Origin of the sequence: Halobacillus sp. Marseille-Q1614 (assembly GCF_902809865.1) — a bacterium.
Classification (GTDB): domain Bacteria; phylum Bacillota; class Bacilli; order Bacillales; family Halobacillaceae; genus Halobacillus_A.
Window position 1 is genome coordinate 1,502,805 of record NZ_CADDWH010000001.1, and the last position, 22,394, is coordinate 1,525,198.

Consider the following 22,394-nt stretch of genomic DNA (forward strand, 5'->3'; position numbering starts at 1 on the left):
GATATGTACCATTATGTATTTTACATAAATCTTACTCGAAGTTCACCTAATCTGTTTGTTATAAGAATAAACGGTCAATAATACCGTATAAGGTAAGTCCGACGTAAGCGAGAGTAAAAAATAAAAAGCTCAGTCTTAAGAAACTTTTAAACGCCTTGAATATGAGGACTTCTTCATGAATTTTATATTGAATAATCATGGCAAAAGCGAGCAGTCCTAAGAGAAAGACGACAATCCACGGGAAGTAATTTTTCCCAAATAAAACGACAAACAGCACATGAACCGCGAGGATGAGAATAGGAACCATAAGCTGTGTCGTCTGACGAACGGCTTTACGCTTGTTCCGGTAAAGTTTCCTGGAAAAGAAATATAGGATAAACAAAAAGAATAAGGGAGCAGTAACGATAAAAGCGACCGTATAAATAAAGAATTGACTCATAAGCGCTCTCCTTTTCGATTTTTTTCTTCAAGGGCCCTGATCGATTCTAACACGAATTTATGGAAAGGGGCCTGTTCTTTGAGCAGATGTAATATATAGCCGCAAATCGCCTCAACTTCCGTTTTGCTTCCATTTTCAATATCTTTGTACATAGACGAACGATTTTTCCCTGTATTTTCGGCAATTCTTTTTACCCTTACCCACTGTTCACTCTCTTTAAGATCCAGTGCCAGGGAAGCTTCCGCACAAAGTCGGCGGGCCAGATGCTTAATATGAGAGTTCTCAATTACTTGAGCATTTTTCACCCGAAAAATAGCTGTTAACGGATTGATCACCGTATTAATGATCAGCTTCTCAGCCAGCATGGAGTGATAGTTTTTTTGCACAAAAAAAGGAAACTCCTTCAGTGTGAGCCTTTGCTGCCACTCGTTAAGATTGACCGCCCCTTTAAAAGCAGCCATATGAATCGACCCTTTTCCAGTATGACTGACCTTGTTAAGGTCTGTCTTTAAAGCACCGTGCTCGACAACTCCGACAGCACATGGATTCTCGATGCTCTCAAGCAGGGAGAGATGAGTCATCCCATTTTGGAGAAAAAGAAGCGGGATATTCACAGGTATGTGCACGATTGCTTCTTTAAGATGATATTGTTTAACCGTTATGATCATTACGTCGCAAGCCGTTTTATGTATTTCTTCACTTAAGCAGGCCGTTATGTATGAATGGCGGGTATCGCAAGTAATGCCTTCAATATTAATTTGTTCTTTTTGTTCAGAGGTACGCACATACAATGTTACGTCATGTTCTTTATTTAAATAAGATGCGATGAGTAAACCTATGGAGCCTCCCCCTAGAATGCCGACTTTCACAAGATCTCCTCCAGGTTTGTATTTTAAATTTATTGTAGCAGACTTTGCAAGCCTTAGTGGAGACAAATTCGCATTTAGCTAATTGTTCGTTTCATTCTGAATATTTTTATATTATAATGAAAGCAGAGAGATATTGGAAAGGGGAATCTTGAGTATGCCTACAAAATTAAAAGTCCAGCCTCTTTTAGTAAATTATAAAACATTAGAAGAGTTTAAACGTTTTAAAGAATATGGACATCAGGAGTTAGCAATGCTTGAAGACTTAGAAAGTAATATCGTAGAGAACGACAGCGAATCACCGTTCTTCGGTATTTATTTTGGAAACGCTTTAGTAGCACGAATGAGCCTTTATAAGGTTTCCAAGAAATATGATCACTATTTCAATCCACCGCAGGATTATCTGGAGCTGTGGAAACTCGAAGTTCTTCCGGATTACCAGGGGCAAGGTTACGGAAAGGCTCTGGTTGATTTCGCGAAAAACTTTAAAATGCCTATTAAAACCAACCCAAGAGTTAAATCAGCCACGTTCTGGGAGAAAATGGGCTTTTCTCATGCCAATTACGATATGGAAAGAGACTTAGGAGAGAACCCGCTGATCTGGCTTCCAAGCGGTGTGGAAGAACGAGAAGTATAAGTCAAAATAACACAAGGCCTCTACAATTTTGTAGGGCCTTTTTTCATTAGGAAGAACTTTGGTACCTGTCTTTTACCCAATTGGTGAGCTTATCTATCTCTGTCCAAGCTTCTTCCCACTGCTTGATTTGATTCTTCAGGCGTACATTCTCTTCATTCAACTGATATAATCTCGCTTGCAGCTGTTCCTGATCATGCTGGGAAGTCTGCTGCTTCATTTCTTTTAAAAATAGGATTGCATCATCAAGAGAAATGGATGAGTTCGCAGGTGCGGGGGCAGCAGCTCCTAACACGGCCTTTTGTGTCGTTCTCTGCTGCTTCGCTTCCTTAATTTCATTCTGGTAGCGCTTGCGTACAGTTGCATTCCATCTAAAGCCGCAGGCAGCCGGTGTACGGTTGAGCCGGCGGGCAACTTCCTGGAATGCTTCTAATTGCGTATGACCCTCCCGGATGTATTGAAGCACTGTATGCGCTAAGAGTTTATCTTCCTCGTCTTTCCAAGCATCTTGCCTTGGAGCATCCATCATAACCCCTCCTCTATGGTTTGCTTATAGTTATGCAAACGAGGAGATTGATAGACTATGATTTAAGATTTTTTTCTTGAATTCATAAAATTTCTTACAGCCTCTATATGCTCTTTGGACTCCCATAGCTTTGCACAATTGGTTACTTCCTCTTCTATTCGTGCTTCGAGTTTTTTCACAGATAGTTTTTGTAAGTATTGTTTTTTGAACCAGTGGAGCTGATCATAAGTTTTTTCTAAAAATGGAGCCGCCGCTTTCTCCAATTCTTCACGGGTTCCGATTTTATTCAGCCAGCCTATATGATGAGCCTTTTCGGCACTATACATTTGTGAGTCTATTAACCAATGCGCCGCATGCTCCGGCCTGATTCTTTGATACAGCAGCTCGCCACCGCCCCATCCGGGAGTGATGCCGAGTTTCCCTTGTACAAATCCATAGGCACTGCCCCTTACACCATAGCGGAAGTCGCAGGCTGTAGCGAGTTCACACCCTCCTCCTCTTGCCTGTCCATTTAATAAGGCAATCGTCGGAAGCGGGAAGACGGCCAGCTGGTATAAAACGTCTCCCATCGGCTTCAGCACTTGATAAGCCTCTTTTTCACTTAAGCCGCCGTGAAGTTCATTTAAGTCTCCTCCTGCGCAAAAAGCCCGGCTGCCGCTGCCGGTTATAACAAGGCATTTAAGATCATTTCTTTTTTCTAGCGATCGTAAAGCAGCGGATAATTCCCTCGTCATCCCCTTTGAAACCGCATTCAATTTATCCGGCCGGTTTAACGTAATGGAAGCTAACCCATCCCTTTTGATATCTACTAAAATTTGTCCCATGATTGATTTTCTCCTTTTTTATATAAAAAAAAGAGCCTGAATCAGCTTCAGACTCTTTCTACCCGGATAGTTACTGGGAAACTACTTCTTTTCCATTATAGTGTCCACAAGATTTGCAAACATGGTGAGGTTTGAAATACTCGCCACAGTTTGAGCATTCTACCATTCCAGGTACGTGTAATTTTTTATGAGTACGACGTTGGTTTTTAACCTTTTTTGATGTTCTACGCTTTGGTACTGCCATGTTCTACACCTCCTTTTATCTACGAGAGGAAAGTGATATTTCCTTAATCGTCATTTTCTTCATTTAATAATGATTGCAATTTAGCCATTCGAGGATCGATTTTCTTTTCATCCGCTTCCTCACTTACCACTTGCCATCCCTTACCTTCTGTAAGAGCCTGCTCCTGAGCCTTATCATCATCAGAAAATACACGAGTTGGAACCTCTAATATTACATTTTCCTTGATATAAGGGGTTAAGTCAAGCACTTCTCCATGAATGGGATGAATTTCACTTTCATCTTCTTCCTCATAGTAAGAGGATGCATTAAAATGTTCCTGAGCCTCTATCTGAAAAGGATATGGAACATCTACTAATGTGCGGGCGCAGGGAAGAATCATTTCGCCTTCCACTGTAAACGTCACATTAATATCGTCTCCATGCTTTACAGCTTGGCCGTGAACATGTACGGGCGTGATTTTACGGATATCATTATTCATATCCTCTAATTCGTGAATGTCTACATCATCTTCAAATTCAAACGGCTTTTCACCTGATTGATTAAGCTTTTGTAGAGGAAATTTCATTGTTATCACCTCATGGCAACAAGAGTTATTGTAAAAGGATTTTGATGATTTGTCAATATTTTTTCTTTACACCTTAATAATTGCCAGTACTTATATTCTAATAAAGTTTTACTACAATCTCAACTATCCACGCTTGACATGGTAAAATTAAGTTAATACTTAAATAGACAGGAGGGAATAGGTGATGAAAGCCTGTGGGATCATTGTTGAATATAATCCTTTTCATAACGGCCACCGTTATCATATCGAAGAAAGCCAAAAGCTTTCAAACGCGGACTGCATAATCGCCGTGATGAGCGGTCAGTTTCTTCAGCGCGGAGAACCGGCCATCATTGATAAATGGCATAGAGCCAAAGCAGCACTGCAATCGGGAGTTGATCTCGTCATCGAACTTCCTTACCTATATGCCGTGCAGCACAGCGACTATTTCAGTAAAGGGGCTGTTGAGCTTCTTGGGGCTGCTGGTGTTGATTCGATCTGCTTTGGAAGTGAGCAGGGAACAATTCACCCGTTTATCAGTGCATATCAGCAATTACATAAACATTCCAAAACGTACCAATCAGAATTAAAGAAAGCTTTAAGCGAAGGTTTATCTTTTCCAAACGCTGCCCGTAAAGCTCAGAAGGCCATTGGATTAACAGAAGAAGCAATCGATTTTTCTTCACCGAATAACATTTTAGGCTATAGTTACGTCAAGCAGATGTTGACTAATTTTCCTGAGATTGAACCATTAACCATTAAGCGAAAAGAAAGCCAGTATCATCAGGAAGAGATTTCAGGGAGAATGGCGAGTGCGACAAGCTTACGAAAGCAGTTGTTTGAAGCAGGCGAAATTAATAACGCCGTCAGCTCCGCTACACCTGAAAGTACAAAAAAGCAGCTTTCCCATTATTATGACCAGTCGGGTTTATGGCATAATTGGGAATTATATTTTACCCTGCTGTACTATAAATTATCTACGTTAACATACGATCAGCTAAATCAATTTCATGGAGTAGACGAAGGGATCGAATACCGGTTAAAAGAATTTGCTGCTTCTTCTTTAACCTTTAAAGAATTTATGGAACGTATTAAGACGAAGCGATATACTTGGACACGCCTTCAAAGGACGTGCGCCCATATTCTCACCGGCCTCTTAAAGGAAGAAGCCGACAGCCTGCTTGAGCAGCCGCTTCCTTACATTCGTGTGCTGGGTATGAGCAAAACGGGCCAGACCTATTTAAGCAGGAAGAAGAAACATTTCGACCGCCCGCTGTTCACGCAGCCCCAGCAGCTCGGGCACAACCGCCTGCTTGAGATTGAGAAAAGAGCGACCGCCGCCTATTACAGCCCGCTTGCACCTGACAAAAGAACCCTGCTTTCTACTCAGGAATACGGACCGCCAGTGCGTGTCATGAAATAAAAAAGAAGGGCTTCTCAGCTTGTAGAGAAACCCTTTGTTTTCCGCAAGCTTTTTTTCTTGCCGCCAGGAGCGAAGGACCCTTCCCTTTCCGCGGACGAGCGCCCGAGCTTCCTCGCAAAACACACGCTCGGCGATCTCGGCTCACTCGTTCTTCCGCAGGAGTGGAAGGGTCCTCGCTCCTTGGAAATTTCTTAACACAGAAAAAGACTCTCCTCCACCTGGCTCACTCTAGATAGATGGAGGGTAATCTTTTTCATGTTCTGGCAGGCAGCTGTCTTCAGCGTCTGGTCTCGAACTTTCTCGACAGCCTGAATAAAAAAGAAGCCTTACAAAGGCTTCTTTTTTATTTTTTACTATTTCTCAAATTCAAACGATCCGAGACCCAGCAGCCGGTTTTAGAAAGAAGTCTCGGGTGTTCTTCTGTGAAAAATCGAGAGGTATCCGTGCTGCTTCCTATACCAAGAAAAGATTCTTTTATGCACTTTTCTCAGGAAGCTTTTCTAAATAATCCACCGCATCCTGAAACGTATCTACAGGAACAACCTTCATTTCCGTCCCGATATCTTCTGCGGCTTTTTTAGCCACTTCATAATTGGAGTTCTCGGTTCCATTTTCATTGGGAGCAAAGAAAATATCGCAGCCATCTTTGTCAGCAGCTACTACTTTTTTATTAATTCCTCCGATTCTCCCTACGTTTCCTTCATAATCTATTTCACCTGTGCCGGCAATTTCATAACCTTTGCTGTAATCTTGTTCTGTCAGCTGGTCAAACATTTCAAGGGAGAACATCAATCCGGCACTCGGTCCGCCGATATCACCGCTCTTAATTTTAGCTTCCGGATTTACCTCAACGGCACGGTCTGTTACTAAAGATATTCCTACACCAACTTTGTCCGGCTGGTCTGGAAAAGGTGAGACTTTAATGGTTTTGGTTAAGGTTTCATCATCCCGCTTAATGGTAAGATTCACTTCGTCACCCTCATTTAAACTCTCAACATAGTTCACGAGATCACTCGATTCTTCAACAGCCTGATCATTTGCTTTTAAAATTTCGTCCCCCGACTGAAGCTGTTCTTCAGCAGGCATCCCGTCTAGTACGTTGACCACAAACACACCATTGTAATCGACAGTAATGTCCCTTCCGGCTGCCTCATATGCAACGACTTTCGCCGCTTCCTGTGAAGATTCCATTAACTGCAGCTGGGCGTGAAAATAATCCTCTTCTGAAATTCCCTGTGGACGCACTTCTTCTAAAGGCAGTATCTCATGGTAAGGTCTCACTTGAGCCAGCAGCCACTGCAGCGGAGTTGCCTGTCCCCCGCGGACCGTGACTAAATGCATATCCCCATCACTTTCATATGATCCGTCAATTTCCACAAAAGGGTCCAAGGCATCAGCCGTCCCTGGTTTATAAATATAGTAGGGTAATCGATAGGCACCGATAAAAGCTACGATTAAAATCGTAATGATCCCTGTGATGATTATTCTTTTGTTCGCTTTCATTTGTCGTTAGGACCCCTTCCAATCTCTAATCTTGGCCAGAATGCTGTCTATTTTTTCTTCGGCCGCCTCTTCCCCAGCTTTTACAATATCCTTTATTTCTGTAAAAGCTCTTGAGCTGAATTTTGATACATCAGGACGAATCATAAAATCAGTATCAGCGGACACACCGGAAACTGAGACTAATTCATCCTGCATAATATCAATGCTCTGTATGATAACATCATAAATCGAATGAATGGCAGGCTCGCCTTCAATATGGGAACAGTCAACAGCTATTATTATGTCCGCTCCCATCTGCCTCGCCACAGACACTGGAACTCTGTCGATCACTCCACCGTCAATATACAGCCTGCCGTTAATCTTTTCGGGAACAAAGATCCCCGGAATCGCAATGCTGGCTCGAACGGCCTCACATGCCGGTCCTTCCGTAAAGATCTTTTTCTTTCCTGCGGCTAAATCAGTAGCTACGATTGACATTGGAACGGAGAACTCCTCAATCCTTTTGCCAAAAGTAAATAAACGGATATACTCCTTAATTCTACGCCCCTGAATGAATCCCATTTTAGGAACAGTAAAATCAAGGTAGTATTTCCGTTTAAAGGTGAAAGCGAGTTTATACATGTCTTCCATTCGCTGGCCGGAGGCATAAAAAGAACCTACGAGCGCTCCCATACTGCTCCCTGCTATTAAGTCAATTGGTATATTTTTCTCTTTTAGCACCTTCAGAACGCCTAAATGAGCAAATCCCCGGGCACCACCTGAGCCAAGGGCCAGCCCGATAATCGGATGTTTCATACAACATCTCTCCTCGGCAAAAACGTCATGACTTATTTTATGGATTTTGCTCATCACTTATGAGCCTTAACATAAACATTAAGTAAGAAGGCTTCACATCCATTTTACTATGGATGATTTTAGAAGTACAGAATTCAAGCCGCCGATAAAGGGGGGATTACGCTGGCCTTACTAAAAACGATCGTATTATCCATAGTTACGTTATTCATAACCATCGCCCTCATTCAAATGCCGGGTGTAGCTTTAGAAGCCAGCAAGCAGGGGCTTGAGCTTTGGTGGACGATTGTTTTTCCTTCGCTCCTCCCCTTTTTTATTATTGCTGAGCTATTGTTTGGTTTCGGCATTGTCCATGGTGTGGGAATGCTGTCTGAGCGATTAATGCGTCCACTTTTTAACGTTCCAGGGTCGGGTGGATTTGTATGGATCATGGGAATGGCAAGCGGCTATCCCGCCGGTGCAAAATGGACGAGAGAACTCCGGCTTTCTGGACAAGTTTCCCGGGTGGAAGCCGAAAGACTGGTCTCTTTTACAAATGCGTCTAGTCCTTTATTTATTTTGAGTGCTGTTGCGGTAGGCTTTTTCGGGGATCCTTCATTAGGTATTTTGTTTGCCGCAGGCCATTATGGCGGAAGCATCTTGGTCGGCATAGCCATGAGGTTTTATGGGTATAAGGATAACCAGACGAGATCTGTTTCCCGTTCATTCTCCATTAAACAGGCTGTCCTCGAAGTACATAAAGCCAGGCTTCAGGATGGAAGACCTTTAGGCCATCTACTCGGAGAAGCCGTTACAAAATCTGTACAAACCCTGCTCTTAATCGGCGGATTTATCATGCTTTTTTCCGTACTGACTCAATTGATAAGAGAAGGCGTAACGTTCCACTATTTATCCTTTTTCTTAAAAGTATTAAATATAGATGAACAGCTGCACATGGCGATTATTTCCGGGATATTTGAGCTTACTACAGGGATTGGGGCCGTAACTTCCACCACCGCACCGTTACTGACACAAATTTTGCTGGTGAGTTTTATGCTCGGTTTTCACGGCTTCTCGATTCAAGCGCAGATCGCAAGTATTTTATCCGATACGGATATCAGGTTTATGCCTTACTTATGGGCCCGTCTTCTCCATGGGGTGACCGCCTGTCTATTGGTTACAATTCTTTATTATACGACGGACGCGGCAGCAGGACATTCCCTTGCTGTCTCGTATCAGCCGGAGTATTATAAACAGACCTATATGGATTTTATGACAAGTTTCGGTCCCCTTGTAACCATAATCAGTATTTTTACAGCTGTTCTATTTTTATGGAGAAAAAGAAAGCAGTCTTATTAATAAGACTGCTTTTTATCGGTTGTATTTCTTTTTTAAGCCTTCCTCGACTGAAGGTGGGACTAAATCTGAAATGTTAGCTTGATATTTTGCCACTTCTTTTACGATACTTGAGCTGAGGAAGGAATACTGATTGTTCGTCATGACAAAAAACGTTTCTATCTGTTCATTTAACTTCCGGTTCATCGAGGTAATCTGCATTTCATATTCAAAATCACTAACCGCCCGCAAGCCACGGATGATCGCCTGGGCTCCCTTCTGCTCGGCATATTCCATTAACAGCCCGTCACAGGCGTCTACGGATACGTTTTTAAGATCTTGGGTTACACCTTCTAGAAGGGCAACTCGTTCATTAACATCAAACAATGGTGACTTACTCTGATTATTAAAAACAGCTACCGTCACATGGTCAAATACTTTGGCTCCTCTTCGAATAATATCTAAATGTCCATAAGTAACTGGATCAAAACTGCCTGGACATATAGCTAATTTAGTCATTGTACGTACTCCTTTTATTGAAATATGGACACTCCAATATTACTTCCATATTTCTCTGATTTTATTAATTGCAGACGGCGTACTTCCTCAGGAACTTCTTCAGAAGCATCATGTTCACAAACGATCGTGCCGCCTTCTTCCAGCAGCTGATGGTCAAGGATTTGTTCCATTAATTCTTCGTAGGAAAATTTTTTATAGGGCGGATCCAGAAATATGTAGTGAAACGTTAATCCTCGTTTACCCGCGGCTTTTATTGCCCTTAAGGCATCCGTACGAAAAACTTCCGCCCGCTCTTCAAGCCTAAGCGTTCTTAAATTTTCATTAATGACTTGAATCGCTTTTGGCTGCTGATCGACAAACACGCAGGTATCGACTCCACGGCTGAGTGCCTCAATGCCAAGACCGCCGCTTCCGGCAAACAAATCAAGCGCCGCTCCGCCTTCAAAAAACGGCCCGATCATATGAAAGACGGATTCCTTTACTTTATCGGTCGTCGGTCTTGTCTTATGGTTGGGGACGGGTTTAAGCGCCCGGCCTTTGTGCTCACCAGCAATTACTCTCATAAGGGAGTCCCCCCTCTCTTTTATTCACAATTATCCTACCATAAATCAACCTTAGGGGAAACTTTTCAAATTAACCCGTATAAATATTTTCCATTTGGTCATAATGTAGTATAGAAGCAGGACATTTGCTTCTGGAAACGGTGAAGACTTATCTCCCCATAAGTTCTTCGACCGGTTTCTCCTCTCCCTTTACTTTTTGCTTATCGTCATTTAAGCAAAAAGAAGGGCTGTCCCTAAATAGGACAGCCCTATTTTTTTGTAGTCTTGGACTTTTTAAGTAATTAGTGAGACTCCTGCTTAGAAAACGATGATTCATCCTCCTCAAAGTAGTCACGAGCGAGGAGGTTCTGAAAAAAGAGGAAGTGCGATAAACTTCGGCACATCAGAACCACTTACGGCCCACATTTAGCGGGCACAGAAAGGGAATAAATTCCCTTTTATCAGCAGAAAAAAATCTTAGTTTACCATAATATAGTTATGTGTATATTTGTTTAGTAAGTTTTTGTTAAATTGTTTTCAATTCATATCATTAGTGCTAAAGTTAAAAACAGACGAATGAAACGGAGGCACTGCAGATGAGACAAAAATTTATTGAACTCGGTGAAGGATACACAGACATATATGAGCTAGTGGAATTAGGCAGACAGATGCCTGAAAGGATCGAGCAGGCCCTGGCGTTTTACTGCGAAAAAAATGGGCAGCCTTCCGCATCTCTGGCATTCATCATGAAGCCGACTTCCGAGCAGAAATTCCAGCCGATTTACATTTGCCGTGAAGGCATCCCTAACCCTCACGAGAAGCAGAATAAGCGCTTTACCATGTTTAAAGAAACGGCAGAAGAAGCCGGAAAATCAGTTGTTGAATTTACCGTTAAACCTTCTTCCACTTTTCCGGAAACCGAACTATATTTCAATTATTTAATAGGCATTTTAAGAACAAATAAAATACTGAGGCCGTTAAGCTAAAAAAAAGGAGTCTGTTTGCACAGACTCCTTTTTTTATATTCCCATTTTATAATCATACTGCTTTGCCTTATCTGGTTTTGCATTTTCATATTCTGTCCGGATCTCAGGCTTATGTGAAGGGAGCACACGAGAAACAAAAGGAAGACGCTCAAGCTTATCCATTTTAAACTCTACTTCATCCTGGTCTACATACAGCAAGGCATACTTTTGCTTTTTGGAAGCGTGGATTAAATGTCCATGCTTTTTAATTTGCCGGATATTTTTCATATGCTGAAAATAAACAATAAGACCTTGACGTTTAGTTCTCATAATATTCCCTACTTTTATAGATGTTTACCGACATTCTACCAAACTGCTCCATAAACAGCAAACATTTTCTTATTCATACGCCCCGTTTAATCTTCACTTTTAATTTTAAATCAAAAGTAATAAAATCTGTTTTCTGAGAACGCAAGCCTGCTCACTTATCCTGCCTGCCCATCTTAAATCAGCCAAAAGAAAAAGCCCTCTCATTTATCTATTAAAAAAGAGGGCTTGTACTTTAGGATGCGCATCCGCAGCCTCCGCCGCTGCCACACCCGCAGCCGGAATCAAATACCATTCCGTTTCGAGGAACCTTAATCTGCTCGCTGACACTAAAGGCTACACTCTGGCTGACTTCATCGAGAAGCCGCTGGATTTCACGTTCGGCTTTCTTAAACTGCACGACTTTTTCATGCATGTCCATTTCCCGCTTTACGGTGCGTACTTTTTTCATTATATTATTATAATCAGGATGATAACGCCCAAACCTTTGAACATCTTCATACTGATCTTTTATATTCATAAAGTTACGTATTAACGATTGAGCTTCTTTATCTGATTCCAATTCATTTTTCATTTTTTTGTAATGATCCATGACCTCAGAATCCATAATCATCTGCCCTAAGGCTTCTGATCGATCTAACAAATCGACAATCTCCATTGTTGCCAACATGGTACGTTCACCTCCACCTCCATCATACCAAATGAACGGACAGAATGAAAATTCCTGCTTCATCCTGTCCGAAGGTTATGGTCTCTTAACGCAATCCTAATAGTAAGGATAATTCATGGGGTGGCTTCTGTCGTAGTTTTGTTTTTGATTTTGCCTTTGCATATTCGTAATCAGCTGCTGAATCTGATCGATGGCACCGTTTAATTCGTCTATGTGTTTAGAGACATCTTCCCAGTTGATTTCTTTCATTAACTCCCCAAACTGCTTCATCCATTCTTTTTTAGAAAGCGATGATCCTTCCTCTTTTTGCAAACTGCGGCTCTCTTCAGCTTCCCCTGTTTCCCAAAACGAATCATCTTCCCCAAGAATCATCCATTGCTCGTAATACTTTTGCATGAGAGTATGGTCTTTTCTGATTTGTTCCTTTACCTTTGGATTCTGATCCACAAACTGCTTGAACTTCTGAACACTTGGATGCAATATGTGCTCGCTCATAACTGACACCTCGCTATGGATTCTACACTATAGCCTATGCACTATTAAGAGCAATGTTCATATGTAAAAAGGCGCCCTGATAGCGGGCACCTTTTAAAATTAATGAAGCTCTGGGCGTTCTGAGATTTCGTGTAATGCAACTCCAGCTGCCTGATCTGACTTTTCATCTAAAGAAAGGTCGCCAAGGGAAACAATCCCGGCCAGCTTTCCATTCTCAATGACAGGCAGACGGCGAACCTGATGCTGAGCCATAATCTGGCTGGCTTCTTCTAAAGTTGTATCTGGAGTCACCTGAAATACATGATCACTCATGACCTGTTGAACAGTGGTAGAATCTGGACTGCTGTTCGCATAACCTCTGATTACTAAATCACGGTCAGTTACCATTCCCTGCAGCTGGCCATTCTCATCACAAATCGGAATAGCTCCTACATTTTGCTGCTTCATTAAAGAAGCGGCTTCATATAAAGTACTGCTCGTTTGGCACACAGAAACATCAGTTGTCATAACGTCTCTTACTTTTTTCATTTTTTATCCTCCTTATAGTTCAAAGATCAATTGTTAGTGTCCCCTACTTCTTTAATTTAAACCATGCATCGAGATGTTATTTATAGTATAATGAAGTCACGATTGAGAGCTTTTTGAAGAAGCTGCCAATCCTTTGCCAGCCGTATTTACTTACTACTTTGGAACAAAGCTACATAATTTTTGTGAGGTGGAAGAAATGAAATTAGAAGGCACAGGAATTGAACAGGTCATCGTAGACTTAAAACCGTTGACTCATATTATGGAAAGTAACGGATTTATCCTCGGAGGATCCTGGGACTACGAACGAGTAACGTATGATTACAAAATTGATTCACCGGAGAAAAACATCACGTATTACATCCGTATTCAAGGGTATGCTCTCGAAGGAGACGTAGACAGAGGGAATGCTGTCGTCCAGCTGCTTCCTCCACTACTTGGAAAACACTATTACCCGCACGGTGTAGAATACGGGGAACAGGAAGAGTTCAGTTCCGGCTTGATTGAAAGAGCTACAAACGCTGTCAAAAAGGTAAAGGAAGCCGTTGCTCAATATCAAAAGTCATAAAATAACGACTTAATAAAGGGTCGCACACCCCGCGGGTGGAGCGACTTTTTTTAGAACAGTCTTCTTAAATGAAGGAGGAGCTTGAAGAAATTGTTTAAGTATTTGAGCAAACGTCAATGGGCTATATTAATAGGTGGTATTCTTTTAATTATAGCAGGATACTACATTCTGCCTGTCTCTATTCCGTTAGTCGTTGCTTTTGTGACGGCCTTGTTTTTAAACCCGGCGATACGATGGATGCAATTTAGGTTTCGGCTGAATCGTAAAATGGCCGTCATCATCGTTTTTTTATTGTTTCTTGTCATGATTGGGCTTCTCGGGGCATATGCAGTAACGCGGGCAGTCACTCAGCTGATTGAGCTGGCAGATAACGCACCAATGTATATCAACCAGATTAACAATGTGTTGGTTAACTGGCAGGATCATATGAAATCCTTCACACAGAATATGCCAAGAGAATTTGTGGACAGAGTCACTTATGAACTGCAGAATACACTTGATACAACGACACAGACGCTGTCCGAGAGACTGCAGTTAAGCAATATTGCAGCATTTGCGGCTAAAATCCCAGAATACTTAGTGAGCTTTCTCGTCTACTTGATTGCATTATTCTTATTTATGCTTGAAATGCCAAGACTTAAAGATAAAATGCATCAAAACTTTACAGAATCGACTTCTGAAAAAGTAAAATTTATGAATGCACGTTTATCATATGTTGTTTTCGGATTTCTTAAAGCTCAATTTCTAGTGAGCATCATCATTTTTATCGTATCCCTGATCGGGTTGTTGTGGATTGCTCCTGAAGTGGCGATTGTTATGTCACTCATCATATGGGCAATTGATTTCATTCCAATTATTGGATCGATCGTCATCCTTGGACCTTGGGCAGTATACACGTTTATAGCCGGTGAATTGACTATGGGGGTACAGTTGTCCATTTTAGCTATTATATTACTAGCTATTCGACGAACGGTTGAGCCAAAAGTTATGGGAAGGCATATCGGGCTGTCTCCTCTGGCTACACTAATTGCCATGTATATAGGGCTGCAGCTTATTGGGCTGATGGGCTTTATTCTTGGACCATTGCTTGTGATTGCTTTTAATTCTGCAAAAGAAGCAGGCATTATTCGCTGGAACCTTAAACTATAAACAAAAACCTCACTGCCTTAGCAGTGAGGTTTTTGTTTATAGTTCTTTTTTGTGCTTTGTTGTACTGCTTTTATTTTCCTGCTTTAGCTTTTGAAACGTAAACATGTCACGATCGATTTCTGTTTGATGAAACCCATTATTGATCAAGACTTTCTGGGACTGAATATTATCTTTGTCACACTGGGCCTCTACCCTTTTGACAACAGGATTATGAAAAGCCCACGTACAAAGGGCCTGGACAGCTTCCGTGGCAAACCCTTTATTACGCTGGTTCTCGGCGACATGATAACCTATTTCAATTCTTCCTTCCTCATCGGGTCTTCCTTTAAAGCCTATATCTCCGATAATCTGCCCCGCTTCCTCCTCTATCATAATCCAAGGGCCAAATCCCAGCTGGCTCTCATTTTCTTCTAACGCCTCTACGTAAAAGGGAAGCATTGCTTTTAACCCATCGTGGGGCCACTGGCGGTTCCACGGAAGCTGATATTTGTAGTAAAACGCCAGCGGGTTTTTCATAATCATTTGAGCTAAATCCAAGGTGATCGGTAAATATTTTATTCGTGCGGATGAGAAGTCCATCAGCGTACTCCCTTTCTGCTATGTAAATGATAAGATATACTGAACTATACCTGTTTCCTTCAGGCATTAAACACTTTATAAAAAAACAGCCAGTTTAAACTGGCTGTTCCTTTTATTAGTATCCAAATATGGCTCGTAACATACTCGTTGTTGTGCCGCCGTCATATAAAACATAAAGCAGAAGGTAAACAACTACACCCGTTATGGCCGTACAGAACCAGATAACACTTGTTACAGGACCAATTTTACGGTGCTTCGGAATTTTTCTTTTAAATGCCAGGTTTAACGTTACCAGGCCGAAGACAGCCCCAACAGTCGCTAAAATAATATGGAATATCAAGAAGATCGTATAATATATTTTAATATCATCCGGACCGCCAAAACTGGTATTTCCTACAATCACCGTGCGGCTTACGTAAATTATAAAAAAGGTTAGAGCACTTACAGCACCAGCAATCATAGTCATTCGATGAGCCTGTCTCTTATCTTTAGCGATCAGCACCCAGCCGATTGCTACAAGAATAGCACTCAGTACAATGAAGATGGTACTTAATGTCGGTAATAACGGCATTTTCTTTCTCCTCTTTCAAAGATTCCCCGTTCAGAAAAAGGAGTCAAACTGGAAGACCCTTTATTCAGAACTACTCGGTTTGCATATTTGCAGGGAGGGGGTCGATTGTATCTCTTTCACGATTAAACCAACTGAAAAAGATACGGGCAATTAATACTCCAAAGATAATCTCCTGAGCAATCTTCATAATGATGCCACCAAGCTGCTGATCTTCTACAAGCGGCATAGGAGTAAAATACTCAGGACCGCTTAACGCTCCTGAAATTCCCGCTAAAACATCAGAAGGTACGCACAGACTCATAGCCTGCATCCAGGCCCCTGATTCTGTGTAAGTTGAATATAATGGGACTTCCGCAAAGATGATCAAACCACACGCTGGGGTAATTAAAACCCCATTGGCGAAAATAAATCCAATCTTAAGGATCGGGCTTAATCTGTTGAACTCTTTTATTGGACTGAATACGGACCACCACATAATAAACGCAGACATTAATATAAACGTCGTAATAACCGCATGGGCGATCTCATTCGATTTAGCGTAATCGAATACGACCGGCATATGATATAAAGAAAACAAACCATTGAATAAAATCAGTGAGATAAGGGGTTTTGTTAAAAGTCTCAGTATCGGATTAAGTATAGAGGTATAAAAGACTTTTTCCCATATCCATACTGGAATCCCTTTAATCACGAGTATTGGAAACAATAGAAAATATAAGGCCATCTGCGTCATGTGCGCTGTAAACATAATATGTGACAATAGATCAACGGGAGATCCTTTTAAAACATAAAGCAGCAGCATGCCCGAATAAAAACTGACCTGCTGTCCTGTGGTAGGACGAGCTTCTCCTTTTTTACGCTTCGGACCGGTTATATAAAAATAAATGGCACTTAATAAAAGAACAAACAATAAATAATAAGGACTCCATAAGGCGCGGAACCCGAATATTTGAAGTTCTAACCACATCGGCAGTTCACCTCATTTTTTTGTGAATACTCCTCTATTTTAACGAAATTCAGCTAAAAAGACGAGCCTTGCTGGTAAGATTTTTAATTGTTCATAATTTGGACATATCCAACAAAAAAAGACCGGAAGACCCGGTCTTTTTTCTACCACCATATAAGGGCAACGAACGTAATGATTGTTAAGACACCTACGCTGATTCCGCCATAAATCATTAAGGCTACCATATTGTGGCCTTTGTTTTTCATGTGCATGAAATAGTAGAACTGGAAAAGTACTTGTACGATGGCAAGTAAGATTAGCGTTGGACCTAGAAATACAGATCCAATATCCAGAATAACCATTCCAAAAGCAATGAGTGTGAAGATAATCATAAAGATGAAGCTGATAACCTGCTGCTTCATTTCTTCTTTATGCTGTTTCCTCTCGAATTCTACCTGCTGAGATGTTTCTGTATGATTTGCCATAACTTAGCCCACCACTCCCATCAAGTAAACCACTGTAAAGATAAATACCCAAACAACGTCGATGAAGTGCCAGTAAAGACTAGCAATATAAAACTTAGGAGCGTTATACAAGTTCAAGCCGCGTTTGGAATTACGGATCATCAGGGATACAATCCAGCATAATCCAAAAAGTACGTGTCCTCCGTGGAATCCTACAAGTGTATAGAATGCAGATCCAAAAGCAGAAGAACGGAAGGTAAATTCGTACTCATGAATATAATGTACAAATTCATAAATTTCAAAACCAAGGAAACCAAGACCTAATGCCACAGTGATCCCTAACCATAGCTGCATTTTCTTAAAGTCATTATTTTTCATATGGTACATCGCATATACGCTCGTTAACGAGCTGGTCAGAAGGAGCATTGTCATAATAAACACAAGCTCCAGACCGAATAAGTGTTCAGGAGTATTTTCTCCTACCGTCGAACGATTTAATGCTAAATACGTACCAAATAAACAAGCAAACAATACAGTTTCTCCGCCTAGGAAGAACCAAAAGCCTACAAACTTATTTTTTCCTTCGAGGGTGGCTTTTTCCGGATCACGCGGCATTTGTTTAGGATTTAAAACATCATCATGACTCATTATAGGCCAGCCCCCTTCTGTATGTCTTTTTCAATATCTTCTTTGTGGATATGGTGTCCAAGATCGTCTTTAAGTGAACGGGTCAGCATAGAGCCTAATGTAATACCCATTCCAAGGAAGACAAGAACCAGCCAGAACTTATTATCCGTTTGATAAATGAACCCGAATCCGGCGATAAACAATCCTAAAGACATCATAAATGGAAGCAATGAAGCGTTTGGCATATGAATGTCACCGACAGGTTCAGCAGGTGTCATGCCATTTTTGCCTTCACTCTGCTCTACGAATAACGGATCTAGTCCGCGGACAAGCGGCGTTTGAGTAAAGTTGTAGTGCGGAGGCGGTGAAGGAATTGCCCACTCCAGGGTACGTCCGCCCCAAGGATCGCCGCTGACTTTTTCTCCTTTCATTTGCGTGTAAAAGATGTTGATAAGGAAAATAACCGCACCGATAGCCATTAAGAAGGCACCAATTGTACTGATTAAGTTGCCCGTATCTAATCCCATACCTTCCTTAAAGATCCAGTAACGACGAGGCATCCCCATTAAGCCTAAGAAGTGCTGGATAAAGAAAGTTAAATGGAATCCTACGAAAAATGGCCAGAAGGAAAGCTTTCCAAGTTTCTCATTAAGAATCGTACCAAACATTTTCGGCCACCAGTAATGAAGGGCTGCGAAGACACCGAATACAACTCCTCCAACGATGACATAGTGGAAGTGGCCGACTACGAAATACGTATCATGATACTGATAGTCAGCAGCAGCGGCAGCAAGCATTACACCTGTCATTCCACCAATAGTAAAGGTTGGAATAAATGAAACGGTCCAAAGCATAGCCGTAGTCATTCGAACGCTCCCGCCCCACATCGTAAACATCCAGTTGAAAATCTTAATACCTGTAGGCACCGCAATTGCCATTGTCGCTACAGCGAAAATGGAGTTTGCAATTGGTCCAAGACCTACAGTGAACATATGGTGAGCCCAAACCATAAACCCTAAAAATCCGATAAGGACTGTGGCGAACACCATCGCTGAATATCCAAATAGACGTTTCTTAGAAAACGTAGAGATGATATCACTAAATGCCCCGAACAACGGCAGAATAAGAATGTATACTTCTGGGTGTCCAAAGATCCAGAATAGGTGTTCCCATATGATAGCGTTACCACCGGCGTTCGTATCAAAGAATAAAGAACCGAACATACGGTCAAACATCATTAGGAAAAGACCCACTGTTAATGCTGGAAAAGCGAAAAGAATTAATGTACTTGTAACAAACGTTGCCCAAGTAAACAGCGGCATACGCATATAAGTCATACCAGGTGCACGCATATTAACTATAGTTACTAAAAAGTTGATACCCCCGATTAACGTACCAGCCCCGGATATCTGAAGACCCATTACATAATAGTCTACTCCGTGACCTGGAGAAATCGTGGATAGTGGAGCATAGTTTGTCCAGCCCGCATCGGGAGCTCCTCCTGTAAACCAGGAAACGTTTAGCATTAACCCACCAAATAGAAACAGCCAGAATCCAAGTGAGTTTAAAAATGGAAAAGCAACGTCCCGTGCCCCTATTTGTAATGGCACGACCGCGTTCATTAACGCAAATATGAATGGCATGGCCGCTAAGAAAATCATAGTCGTACCGTGCATTGTTATCATTTCATTATACAAACCAGCTGAGATGAAGTTATTATCAGGTTTCATCAGCTGAATACGTATTATCATCGCTTCTAGCCCGCCAATTAGGAAAAAAATCCCGCCAGCAACCAAGTAAAGATGAGCGATCTTTTTGTGGTCAACTGTTGTTAAATAATCCCAAATCGCAGCGCCGAGCCCACGTTTTTGTGCTACTGCAGTACTCACGCTTTTACCTCCCTTTTAAAGCCTCTTATAGAATTTATTCTTCTTCTTGTGGTTGTTCGCTGACTGATTCAGAACCAATATCAGAATGATCCAGCTCTAAGAGATAGTCAGCAATTTTACTTGCTTCTTCTTCTGAAACTAAGTTGGCAGGCATTTGGTTGCCTGGTTTAATTTCTTCAGGATTAACAATCCAATTGACCAGATTCTCTTTAGAAGGTTCGAGAATTCCAGCAATTTTTGAACGGTTCGCAAAGTTAGTCAAGTTTGGCCCCTGACCAGCAGCCCCGTCTCCAATAGCATGGCAGCCCATACAGCTATTCTCAAAAAGGTCCTGACCTTCCTGAGCGCTCGCTGTCTGCGGCTCAGCCTCTGGATCTACGTTTTGCATATCTTCTTTCCATTGCTCGTACTCTTCAGGACTGACAGCGATTACGCGAAAATCCATTAAGGAGTGGGACTCACCGCAAAGCTCAGTACATTGTCCCCAGTAAACGCCTTCTTCATAAGCCTCTAAAGACATCGTATTATCATTATCCCCTGGGTTTGTGTCCATTTTACCCGCAATAGATGGTACCCAGAATGAGTGAATAACATCACTCGATTTCATATCTAAGTATACTTTTTCTCCAACAGGTATATATAAGTCTTGACTAGTGGAGATTTCATCATTTGGATAACCAAAGTGCCACCAGAACTGATTGGCTGTAACTTCAATTGTTGTTACACCTTCATCATCTTTCGTAGATTCGTCAGCTAAATCAAATGTTGCCTGCACTGTTGGAACTGCTAAAACTAAAAGCAAAACAATCGGAATAACTGTCCAGATAACTTCAAGTGCTTTGTTACCTTCTGTCTGTTTAGGAATAAAATCTTCCTGTCCTTTTTTCTGACGATATTTAATGAGTACAAACGTATAAATCGCCATAACGATAACAAATACAAATAACATTATCGCAATACTGATCATCATAAGATCAAATAATAACTCCGAACCATACCCCTTAGGCTTAAGTGCACTTAGGTTCTCAACCCCACACCCTGATAATACAAGGGCAAGTGCTCCAAACAAAAAGAGTGAGCGGAATTTTCCCATCCAACCTCTCATTTGAGTGATACCTCTCTTTCTCTTTTAAAATGATATCTTTATATAATTTGGAACTAGCTCATAGGAATATGAGCTAGTTTCATTAATAAGGAAATGGCAGCGTAACTAATACCATTGTTAAAAATAGGATGGTCAGATAGTTTAAAGAATAAACAAACATCCATGTCGCCCACTTCTCATCATTCTTCATAAAGAACCCTGCAATTCCCAGTACAAGCCAGCCAGCTGAAAGGGCAATTGCAATCGTCAGGAATATACTTCCCAATGATGCCAGATATATAGGCAATGGTAATAGGCAGGCTACATAGACAACAATCTGCCGCTTCGTCATTTCAAAACCATGAACGACAGGAAGCATAGGAATACCCGCTGCTTTATAGTCATCCCTCTTTTTCATAGCAAGTGCTAAAAAGTGAGGGGTTTGCCATATAAACATAATCAAAAATAAAATTAACGCTTCTAACTGGAGTCCTGGGTCAATAGCAGCCCAGCCAATTAATGGGGGCACGGCACCTGAAAAGCTGCCCACTACTGTATTTATGGTATATTTTCGCTTTGTCCACATCGTGTACAGCACGACATAAACAAACCAGCCAAACGCCCCGATAAGAGCTGCTGTTAACGTTGTAAAGGCCAGGATAATTAAACCAGTAACTGTTACTCCAATCCCCATCCACTTGATGACATTAATGGGAATGGATCCTGTCACGGTTGGACGCTTTACTGTTCTCTCCATCAGCTGGTCAATATCCCGGTCATACCAGTTATTTAGAATGCAGCCGCCTGCAATGACCAAAGCGGTCCCAATCATAGTCAGTAAGAAGGTTACCCACTGATCAATAAAGCTGGCCCCTGTAAAATAAACAGCCAGCCAAAAGCCGGTAAAAGTAGTAATGAGATTCGAATTTATAATGCCTACTTTAATAAGACTTTTAATATCAGCTAGTAGCGAGGTATCACGGACAGTTGAGTTCATTACTTGTGTAGCTGCAGAATCAACTGTTCTAGGATTATCCATCATTTTTTCCCCCCTTCTCCTACTTCACAAGCTTACCTTATACTGCCAGAAAGTAGTCATAGCTTCCCGTTTGTTTAAAAGCACAAGAAACATCAAAATAATTGTATCATGGAATCACAGTTCTATCTATTTCTACATGTTAATTTTATTTTTTTGTGACAACTTTGTGAAAATGTTTTCTTAACTTGTAGAAGAATAGAATATTTTCCATAAAAAACTCATACCTTTATATTTCTAGCAAAATAAAGGGAACAATGCAAGGCTTTTATAAAGGGCGGGAAAAGTTTTTGACATGATTAATTTTAAACTCGCTGGGTTTATGGCCA

Annotated in this window: 28 protein-coding genes; 6 read left to right on the forward strand and 22 right to left on the reverse strand. The window is 41.4% G+C overall.

Annotated features, from left to right (window positions below; all coding sequences use genetic code 11):
* Positions 1 to 58: 58 nt before the first annotated feature.
* Both HUS26_RS07525 and HUS26_RS07530 read right to left on the reverse strand, forming a co-directional pair.
* Positions 59 to 439 (reverse strand): DUF3397 domain-containing protein, encoded by a 381-nt coding sequence (locus HUS26_RS07525; protein WP_173916570.1) that lies wholly within the window; start codon positions 437 to 439, stop codon positions 59 to 61.
* Entirely contained in the window at positions 436 to 1,308 is an 873-nt protein-coding gene (locus tag HUS26_RS07530; protein WP_173916571.1) for a ketopantoate reductase family protein, read from the reverse strand. Before HUS26_RS07530 ends, HUS26_RS07525 begins: the two co-directional genes overlap by 4 nt.
* A 154-nt stretch (positions 1,309 to 1,462) precedes the next feature.
* Here HUS26_RS07530 and HUS26_RS07535 point away from each other — a divergent pair, with 154 nt between their 5' ends.
* A complete protein-coding gene (locus HUS26_RS07535; RefSeq protein WP_173916572.1) occupies positions 1,463 to 1,942 on the forward strand; it encodes an N-acetyltransferase in 480 nt (159 codons plus the stop codon).
* Positions 1,943 to 1,988: 46 nt separating this feature from the next.
* Here HUS26_RS07535 and HUS26_RS07540 read toward each other — a convergent pair whose 3' ends face one another.
* The 4 genes from HUS26_RS07540 to HUS26_RS07555 form a co-directional block, all read right to left on the reverse strand.
* Complete coding sequence (locus HUS26_RS07540) at positions 1,989 to 2,465, reverse strand: RsfA family transcriptional regulator (protein ID WP_173916573.1); 477 nt, start codon at positions 2,463 to 2,465, stop codon at positions 1,989 to 1,991.
* A gap of 62 nt (positions 2,466 to 2,527) precedes the next feature.
* Positions 2,528 to 3,289 (reverse strand): enoyl-CoA hydratase/isomerase family protein, encoded by a 762-nt coding sequence (locus HUS26_RS07545; RefSeq protein WP_173916574.1) that lies wholly within the window; start codon positions 3,287 to 3,289, stop codon positions 2,528 to 2,530.
* A 70-nt stretch (positions 3,290 to 3,359) separates the two neighbouring features.
* Positions 3,360 to 3,533 (reverse strand): 50S ribosomal protein L32, encoded by a 174-nt coding sequence (gene rpmF, locus HUS26_RS07550; protein ID WP_082234274.1) that lies wholly within the window; start codon positions 3,531 to 3,533, stop codon positions 3,360 to 3,362.
* Positions 3,534 to 3,576: 43 nt separating this feature from the next.
* Positions 3,577 to 4,098 (reverse strand): DUF177 domain-containing protein, encoded by a 522-nt coding sequence (locus tag HUS26_RS07555; RefSeq protein WP_173916575.1) that lies wholly within the window; start codon positions 4,096 to 4,098, stop codon positions 3,577 to 3,579.
* A 184-nt stretch (positions 4,099 to 4,282) separates the two neighbouring features.
* On the opposite strand from HUS26_RS07555, the gene HUS26_RS07560 reads away from it, so the two are divergent.
* Positions 4,283 to 5,500, forward strand: a complete 1,218-nt coding sequence (locus HUS26_RS07560) for a nucleotidyltransferase (RefSeq protein ID WP_173918776.1) — start codon at positions 4,283 to 4,285, stop codon at positions 5,498 to 5,500.
* A 474-nt stretch (positions 5,501 to 5,974) separates the two neighbouring features.
* On the opposite strand, the gene HUS26_RS07565 is transcribed toward HUS26_RS07560, so the two are convergent.
* On the reverse strand, positions 5,975 to 7,003 hold the full coding sequence (locus tag HUS26_RS07565) for a SepM family pheromone-processing serine protease (protein ID WP_173916576.1): 1,029 nt from the start codon (positions 7,001 to 7,003) through the stop codon (positions 5,975 to 5,977).
* Between the two features lie 6 nt (positions 7,004 to 7,009).
* Entirely contained in the window at positions 7,010 to 7,798 is a 789-nt protein-coding gene (locus HUS26_RS07570) for a patatin-like phospholipase family protein (RefSeq protein ID WP_173916577.1), read from the reverse strand.
* Between the two features lie 228 nt (positions 7,799 to 8,026).
* Here HUS26_RS07570 and ylbJ point away from each other — a divergent pair, with 228 nt between their 5' ends.
* Complete coding sequence (ylbJ, locus tag HUS26_RS07575) at positions 8,027 to 9,133, forward strand: sporulation integral membrane protein YlbJ (RefSeq protein WP_371809564.1); 1,107 nt, start codon at positions 8,027 to 8,029, stop codon at positions 9,131 to 9,133.
* 12 nt (positions 9,134 to 9,145) lie between these two features.
* Here the strand turns inward: ylbJ and coaD are convergent, their stop codons facing one another.
* The gene (coaD, locus tag HUS26_RS07580; RefSeq protein ID WP_173916578.1) at positions 9,146 to 9,628 is read right to left on the reverse strand and encodes a pantetheine-phosphate adenylyltransferase; all 483 of its coding nucleotides are present in this window, start codon (positions 9,626 to 9,628) and stop codon (positions 9,146 to 9,148) included.
* Between the two features lie 14 nt (positions 9,629 to 9,642).
* Positions 9,643 to 10,191 (reverse strand): 16S rRNA (guanine(966)-N(2))-methyltransferase RsmD, encoded by a 549-nt coding sequence (gene rsmD / locus HUS26_RS07585; RefSeq protein ID WP_173916579.1) that lies wholly within the window; start codon positions 10,189 to 10,191, stop codon positions 9,643 to 9,645.
* A 575-nt stretch (positions 10,192 to 10,766) separates the two neighbouring features.
* Between rsmD and HUS26_RS07590 the strand changes: the two genes are divergently transcribed.
* Positions 10,767 to 11,156 carry a methylthioribose kinase gene (locus HUS26_RS07590; RefSeq protein WP_173916580.1) on the forward strand — a complete coding sequence of 130 codons (390 nt, stop codon included), beginning with the start codon at positions 10,767 to 10,769 and terminating at the stop codon, positions 11,154 to 11,156.
* A 33-nt stretch (positions 11,157 to 11,189) separates the two neighbouring features.
* Here the strand turns inward: HUS26_RS07590 and HUS26_RS07595 are convergent, their stop codons facing one another.
* From HUS26_RS07595 to HUS26_RS07610, 4 genes are all read right to left on the reverse strand, one after another.
* Positions 11,190 to 11,465 (reverse strand): YlbG family protein, encoded by a 276-nt coding sequence (locus HUS26_RS07595; protein ID WP_173916581.1) that lies wholly within the window; start codon positions 11,463 to 11,465, stop codon positions 11,190 to 11,192.
* 232 nt (positions 11,466 to 11,697) lie between these two features.
* Complete coding sequence (locus HUS26_RS07600; RefSeq protein ID WP_173916582.1) at positions 11,698 to 12,132, reverse strand: YlbF family regulator; 435 nt, start codon at positions 12,130 to 12,132, stop codon at positions 11,698 to 11,700.
* A gap of 96 nt (positions 12,133 to 12,228) precedes the next feature.
* Complete coding sequence (gene ylbD, locus HUS26_RS07605) at positions 12,229 to 12,627, reverse strand: spore coat protein YlbD (protein WP_173916583.1); 399 nt, start codon at positions 12,625 to 12,627, stop codon at positions 12,229 to 12,231.
* A gap of 99 nt (positions 12,628 to 12,726) precedes the next feature.
* Positions 12,727 to 13,155 carry a CBS domain-containing protein gene (locus HUS26_RS07610; protein ID WP_173916584.1) on the reverse strand — a complete coding sequence of 143 codons (429 nt, stop codon included), beginning with the start codon at positions 13,153 to 13,155 and terminating at the stop codon, positions 12,727 to 12,729.
* A gap of 196 nt (positions 13,156 to 13,351) precedes the next feature.
* Between HUS26_RS07610 and HUS26_RS07615 the strand changes: the two genes are divergently transcribed.
* On the forward strand, positions 13,352 to 13,720 hold the full coding sequence (locus tag HUS26_RS07615) for a YugN family protein (protein WP_173916585.1): 369 nt from the start codon (positions 13,352 to 13,354) through the stop codon (positions 13,718 to 13,720).
* A 90-nt stretch (positions 13,721 to 13,810) separates the two neighbouring features.
* The gene (gene ytvI, locus HUS26_RS07620; protein WP_173918778.1) at positions 13,811 to 14,869 is read left to right on the forward strand and encodes a sporulation integral membrane protein YtvI; all 1,059 of its coding nucleotides are present in this window, start codon (positions 13,811 to 13,813) and stop codon (positions 14,867 to 14,869) included.
* Positions 14,870 to 14,905: 36 nt separating this feature from the next.
* Here ytvI and HUS26_RS07625 read toward each other — a convergent pair whose 3' ends face one another.
* The 8 genes from HUS26_RS07625 to cyoE all read right to left on the reverse strand — a co-directional run bounded on the left by HUS26_RS07625 (position 14,906) and on the right by cyoE (position 22,068).
* Positions 14,906 to 15,448, reverse strand: a complete 543-nt coding sequence (locus HUS26_RS07625; RefSeq protein ID WP_173916586.1) for a GNAT family N-acetyltransferase — start codon at positions 15,446 to 15,448, stop codon at positions 14,906 to 14,908.
* 115 nt (positions 15,449 to 15,563) lie between these two features.
* Positions 15,564 to 16,019 carry a DUF420 domain-containing protein gene (locus HUS26_RS07630; RefSeq protein WP_173916587.1) on the reverse strand — a complete coding sequence of 152 codons (456 nt, stop codon included), beginning with the start codon at positions 16,017 to 16,019 and terminating at the stop codon, positions 15,564 to 15,566.
* 70 nt (positions 16,020 to 16,089) lie between these two features.
* Positions 16,090 to 16,986, reverse strand: coding sequence for a cytochrome c oxidase assembly factor CtaG (gene ctaG, locus HUS26_RS07635; RefSeq protein ID WP_173916588.1), 897 nt, complete (start codon positions 16,984 to 16,986; stop codon positions 16,090 to 16,092).
* A gap of 143 nt (positions 16,987 to 17,129) precedes the next feature.
* Positions 17,130 to 17,450 carry a cytochrome c oxidase subunit IVB gene (ctaF, locus tag HUS26_RS07640; RefSeq protein WP_173916589.1) on the reverse strand — a complete coding sequence of 107 codons (321 nt, stop codon included), beginning with the start codon at positions 17,448 to 17,450 and terminating at the stop codon, positions 17,130 to 17,132.
* Positions 17,451 to 17,453: 3 nt separating this feature from the next.
* Positions 17,454 to 18,077, reverse strand: a complete 624-nt coding sequence (locus HUS26_RS07645) for a cytochrome (ubi)quinol oxidase subunit III (RefSeq protein WP_173916590.1) — start codon at positions 18,075 to 18,077, stop codon at positions 17,454 to 17,456.
* Positions 18,077 to 19,945, reverse strand: coding sequence for a cytochrome c oxidase subunit I (gene ctaD / locus HUS26_RS07650; RefSeq protein WP_173916591.1), 1,869 nt, complete (start codon positions 19,943 to 19,945; stop codon positions 18,077 to 18,079). The genes HUS26_RS07645 and ctaD overlap by 1 nt, the downstream gene beginning before the upstream one ends.
* Positions 19,946 to 19,979: 34 nt before the next feature.
* On the reverse strand, positions 19,980 to 21,050 hold the full coding sequence (gene coxB / locus HUS26_RS07655) for a cytochrome c oxidase subunit II (RefSeq protein ID WP_173916592.1): 1,071 nt from the start codon (positions 21,048 to 21,050) through the stop codon (positions 19,980 to 19,982).
* 82 nt (positions 21,051 to 21,132) lie between these two features.
* Positions 21,133 to 22,068, reverse strand: a complete 936-nt coding sequence (cyoE, locus tag HUS26_RS07660) for a heme o synthase (RefSeq protein WP_173916593.1) — start codon at positions 22,066 to 22,068, stop codon at positions 21,133 to 21,135.
* Between the last annotated feature and the right edge of the window lie 326 nt (positions 22,069 to 22,394).

Excerpts from the sequence above, each read along its gene's own strand:
- HUS26_RS07525 (WP_173916570.1), bottom strand. The coding sequence starts at position 439 with ATGAGTCAATTCTTTATTTATACGGTCGCTTTTATCGTTACTGCTCCC.
- cyoE (WP_173916593.1), bottom strand. The coding sequence starts at position 22,068 with ATGGATAATCCTAGAACAGTTGATTCTGCAGCTACACAAGTAATGAAC.
- ylbD (WP_173916583.1), bottom strand. The coding sequence starts at position 12,627 with ATGAGCGAGCACATATTGCATCCAAGTGTTCAGAAGTTCAAGCAGTTT.
- HUS26_RS07610 (WP_173916584.1), bottom strand. The coding sequence starts at position 13,155 with ATGAAAAAAGTAAGAGACGTTATGACAACTGATGTTTCTGTGTGCCAA.
- HUS26_RS07545 (WP_173916574.1), bottom strand. The coding sequence starts at position 3,289 with ATGGGACAAATTTTAGTAGATATCAAAAGGGATGGGTTAGCTTCCATT.
- HUS26_RS07625 (WP_173916586.1), bottom strand. The coding sequence starts at position 15,448 with ATGGACTTCTCATCCGCACGAATAAAATATTTACCGATCACCTTGGAT.
- HUS26_RS07570 (WP_173916577.1), bottom strand. The coding sequence starts at position 7,798 with ATGAAACATCCGATTATCGGGCTGGCCCTTGGCTCAGGTGGTGCCCGG.
- HUS26_RS07540 (WP_173916573.1), bottom strand. The coding sequence starts at position 2,465 with ATGGATGCTCCAAGGCAAGATGCTTGGAAAGACGAGGAAGATAAACTC.
- HUS26_RS07560 (WP_173918776.1), top strand. The coding sequence starts at position 4,283 with ATGAAAGCCTGTGGGATCATTGTTGAATATAATCCTTTTCATAACGGC.
- coaD (WP_173916578.1), bottom strand. The coding sequence starts at position 9,628 with ATGACTAAATTAGCTATATGTCCAGGCAGTTTTGATCCAGTTACTTAT.
- ctaG (WP_173916588.1), bottom strand. The coding sequence starts at position 16,986 with ATGTGGTTAGAACTTCAAATATTCGGGTTCCGCGCCTTATGGAGTCCT.
- ylbJ (WP_371809564.1), top strand. The coding sequence starts at position 8,027 with ATGCCGGGTGTAGCTTTAGAAGCCAGCAAGCAGGGGCTTGAGCTTTGG.
- HUS26_RS07645 (WP_173916590.1), bottom strand. The coding sequence starts at position 18,077 with ATGAGTCATGATGATGTTTTAAATCCTAAACAAATGCCGCGTGATCCG.
- HUS26_RS07630 (WP_173916587.1), bottom strand. The coding sequence starts at position 16,019 with ATGCCGTTATTACCGACATTAAGTACCATCTTCATTGTACTGAGTGCT.
- rsmD (WP_173916579.1), bottom strand. The coding sequence starts at position 10,191 with ATGAGAGTAATTGCTGGTGAGCACAAAGGCCGGGCGCTTAAACCCGTC.
- HUS26_RS07535 (WP_173916572.1), top strand. The coding sequence starts at position 1,463 with ATGCCTACAAAATTAAAAGTCCAGCCTCTTTTAGTAAATTATAAAACA.
- rpmF (WP_082234274.1), bottom strand. The coding sequence starts at position 3,533 with ATGGCAGTACCAAAGCGTAGAACATCAAAAAAGGTTAAAAACCAACGT.
- HUS26_RS07615 (WP_173916585.1), top strand. The coding sequence starts at position 13,352 with ATGAAATTAGAAGGCACAGGAATTGAACAGGTCATCGTAGACTTAAAA.
- HUS26_RS07595 (WP_173916581.1), bottom strand. The coding sequence starts at position 11,465 with ATGAGAACTAAACGTCAAGGTCTTATTGTTTATTTTCAGCATATGAAA.
- ctaF (WP_173916589.1), bottom strand. The coding sequence starts at position 17,450 with ATGGCAAATCATACAGAAACATCTCAGCAGGTAGAATTCGAGAGGAAA.
- coxB (WP_173916592.1), bottom strand. The coding sequence starts at position 21,050 with ATGAGAGGTTGGATGGGAAAATTCCGCTCACTCTTTTTGTTTGGAGCA.
- HUS26_RS07555 (WP_173916575.1), bottom strand. The coding sequence starts at position 4,098 with ATGAAATTTCCTCTACAAAAGCTTAATCAATCAGGTGAAAAGCCGTTT.
- HUS26_RS07565 (WP_173916576.1), bottom strand. The coding sequence starts at position 7,003 with ATGAAAGCGAACAAAAGAATAATCATCACAGGGATCATTACGATTTTA.
- HUS26_RS07590 (WP_173916580.1), top strand. The coding sequence starts at position 10,767 with ATGAGACAAAAATTTATTGAACTCGGTGAAGGATACACAGACATATAT.
- HUS26_RS07600 (WP_173916582.1), bottom strand. The coding sequence starts at position 12,132 with ATGTTGGCAACAATGGAGATTGTCGATTTGTTAGATCGATCAGAAGCC.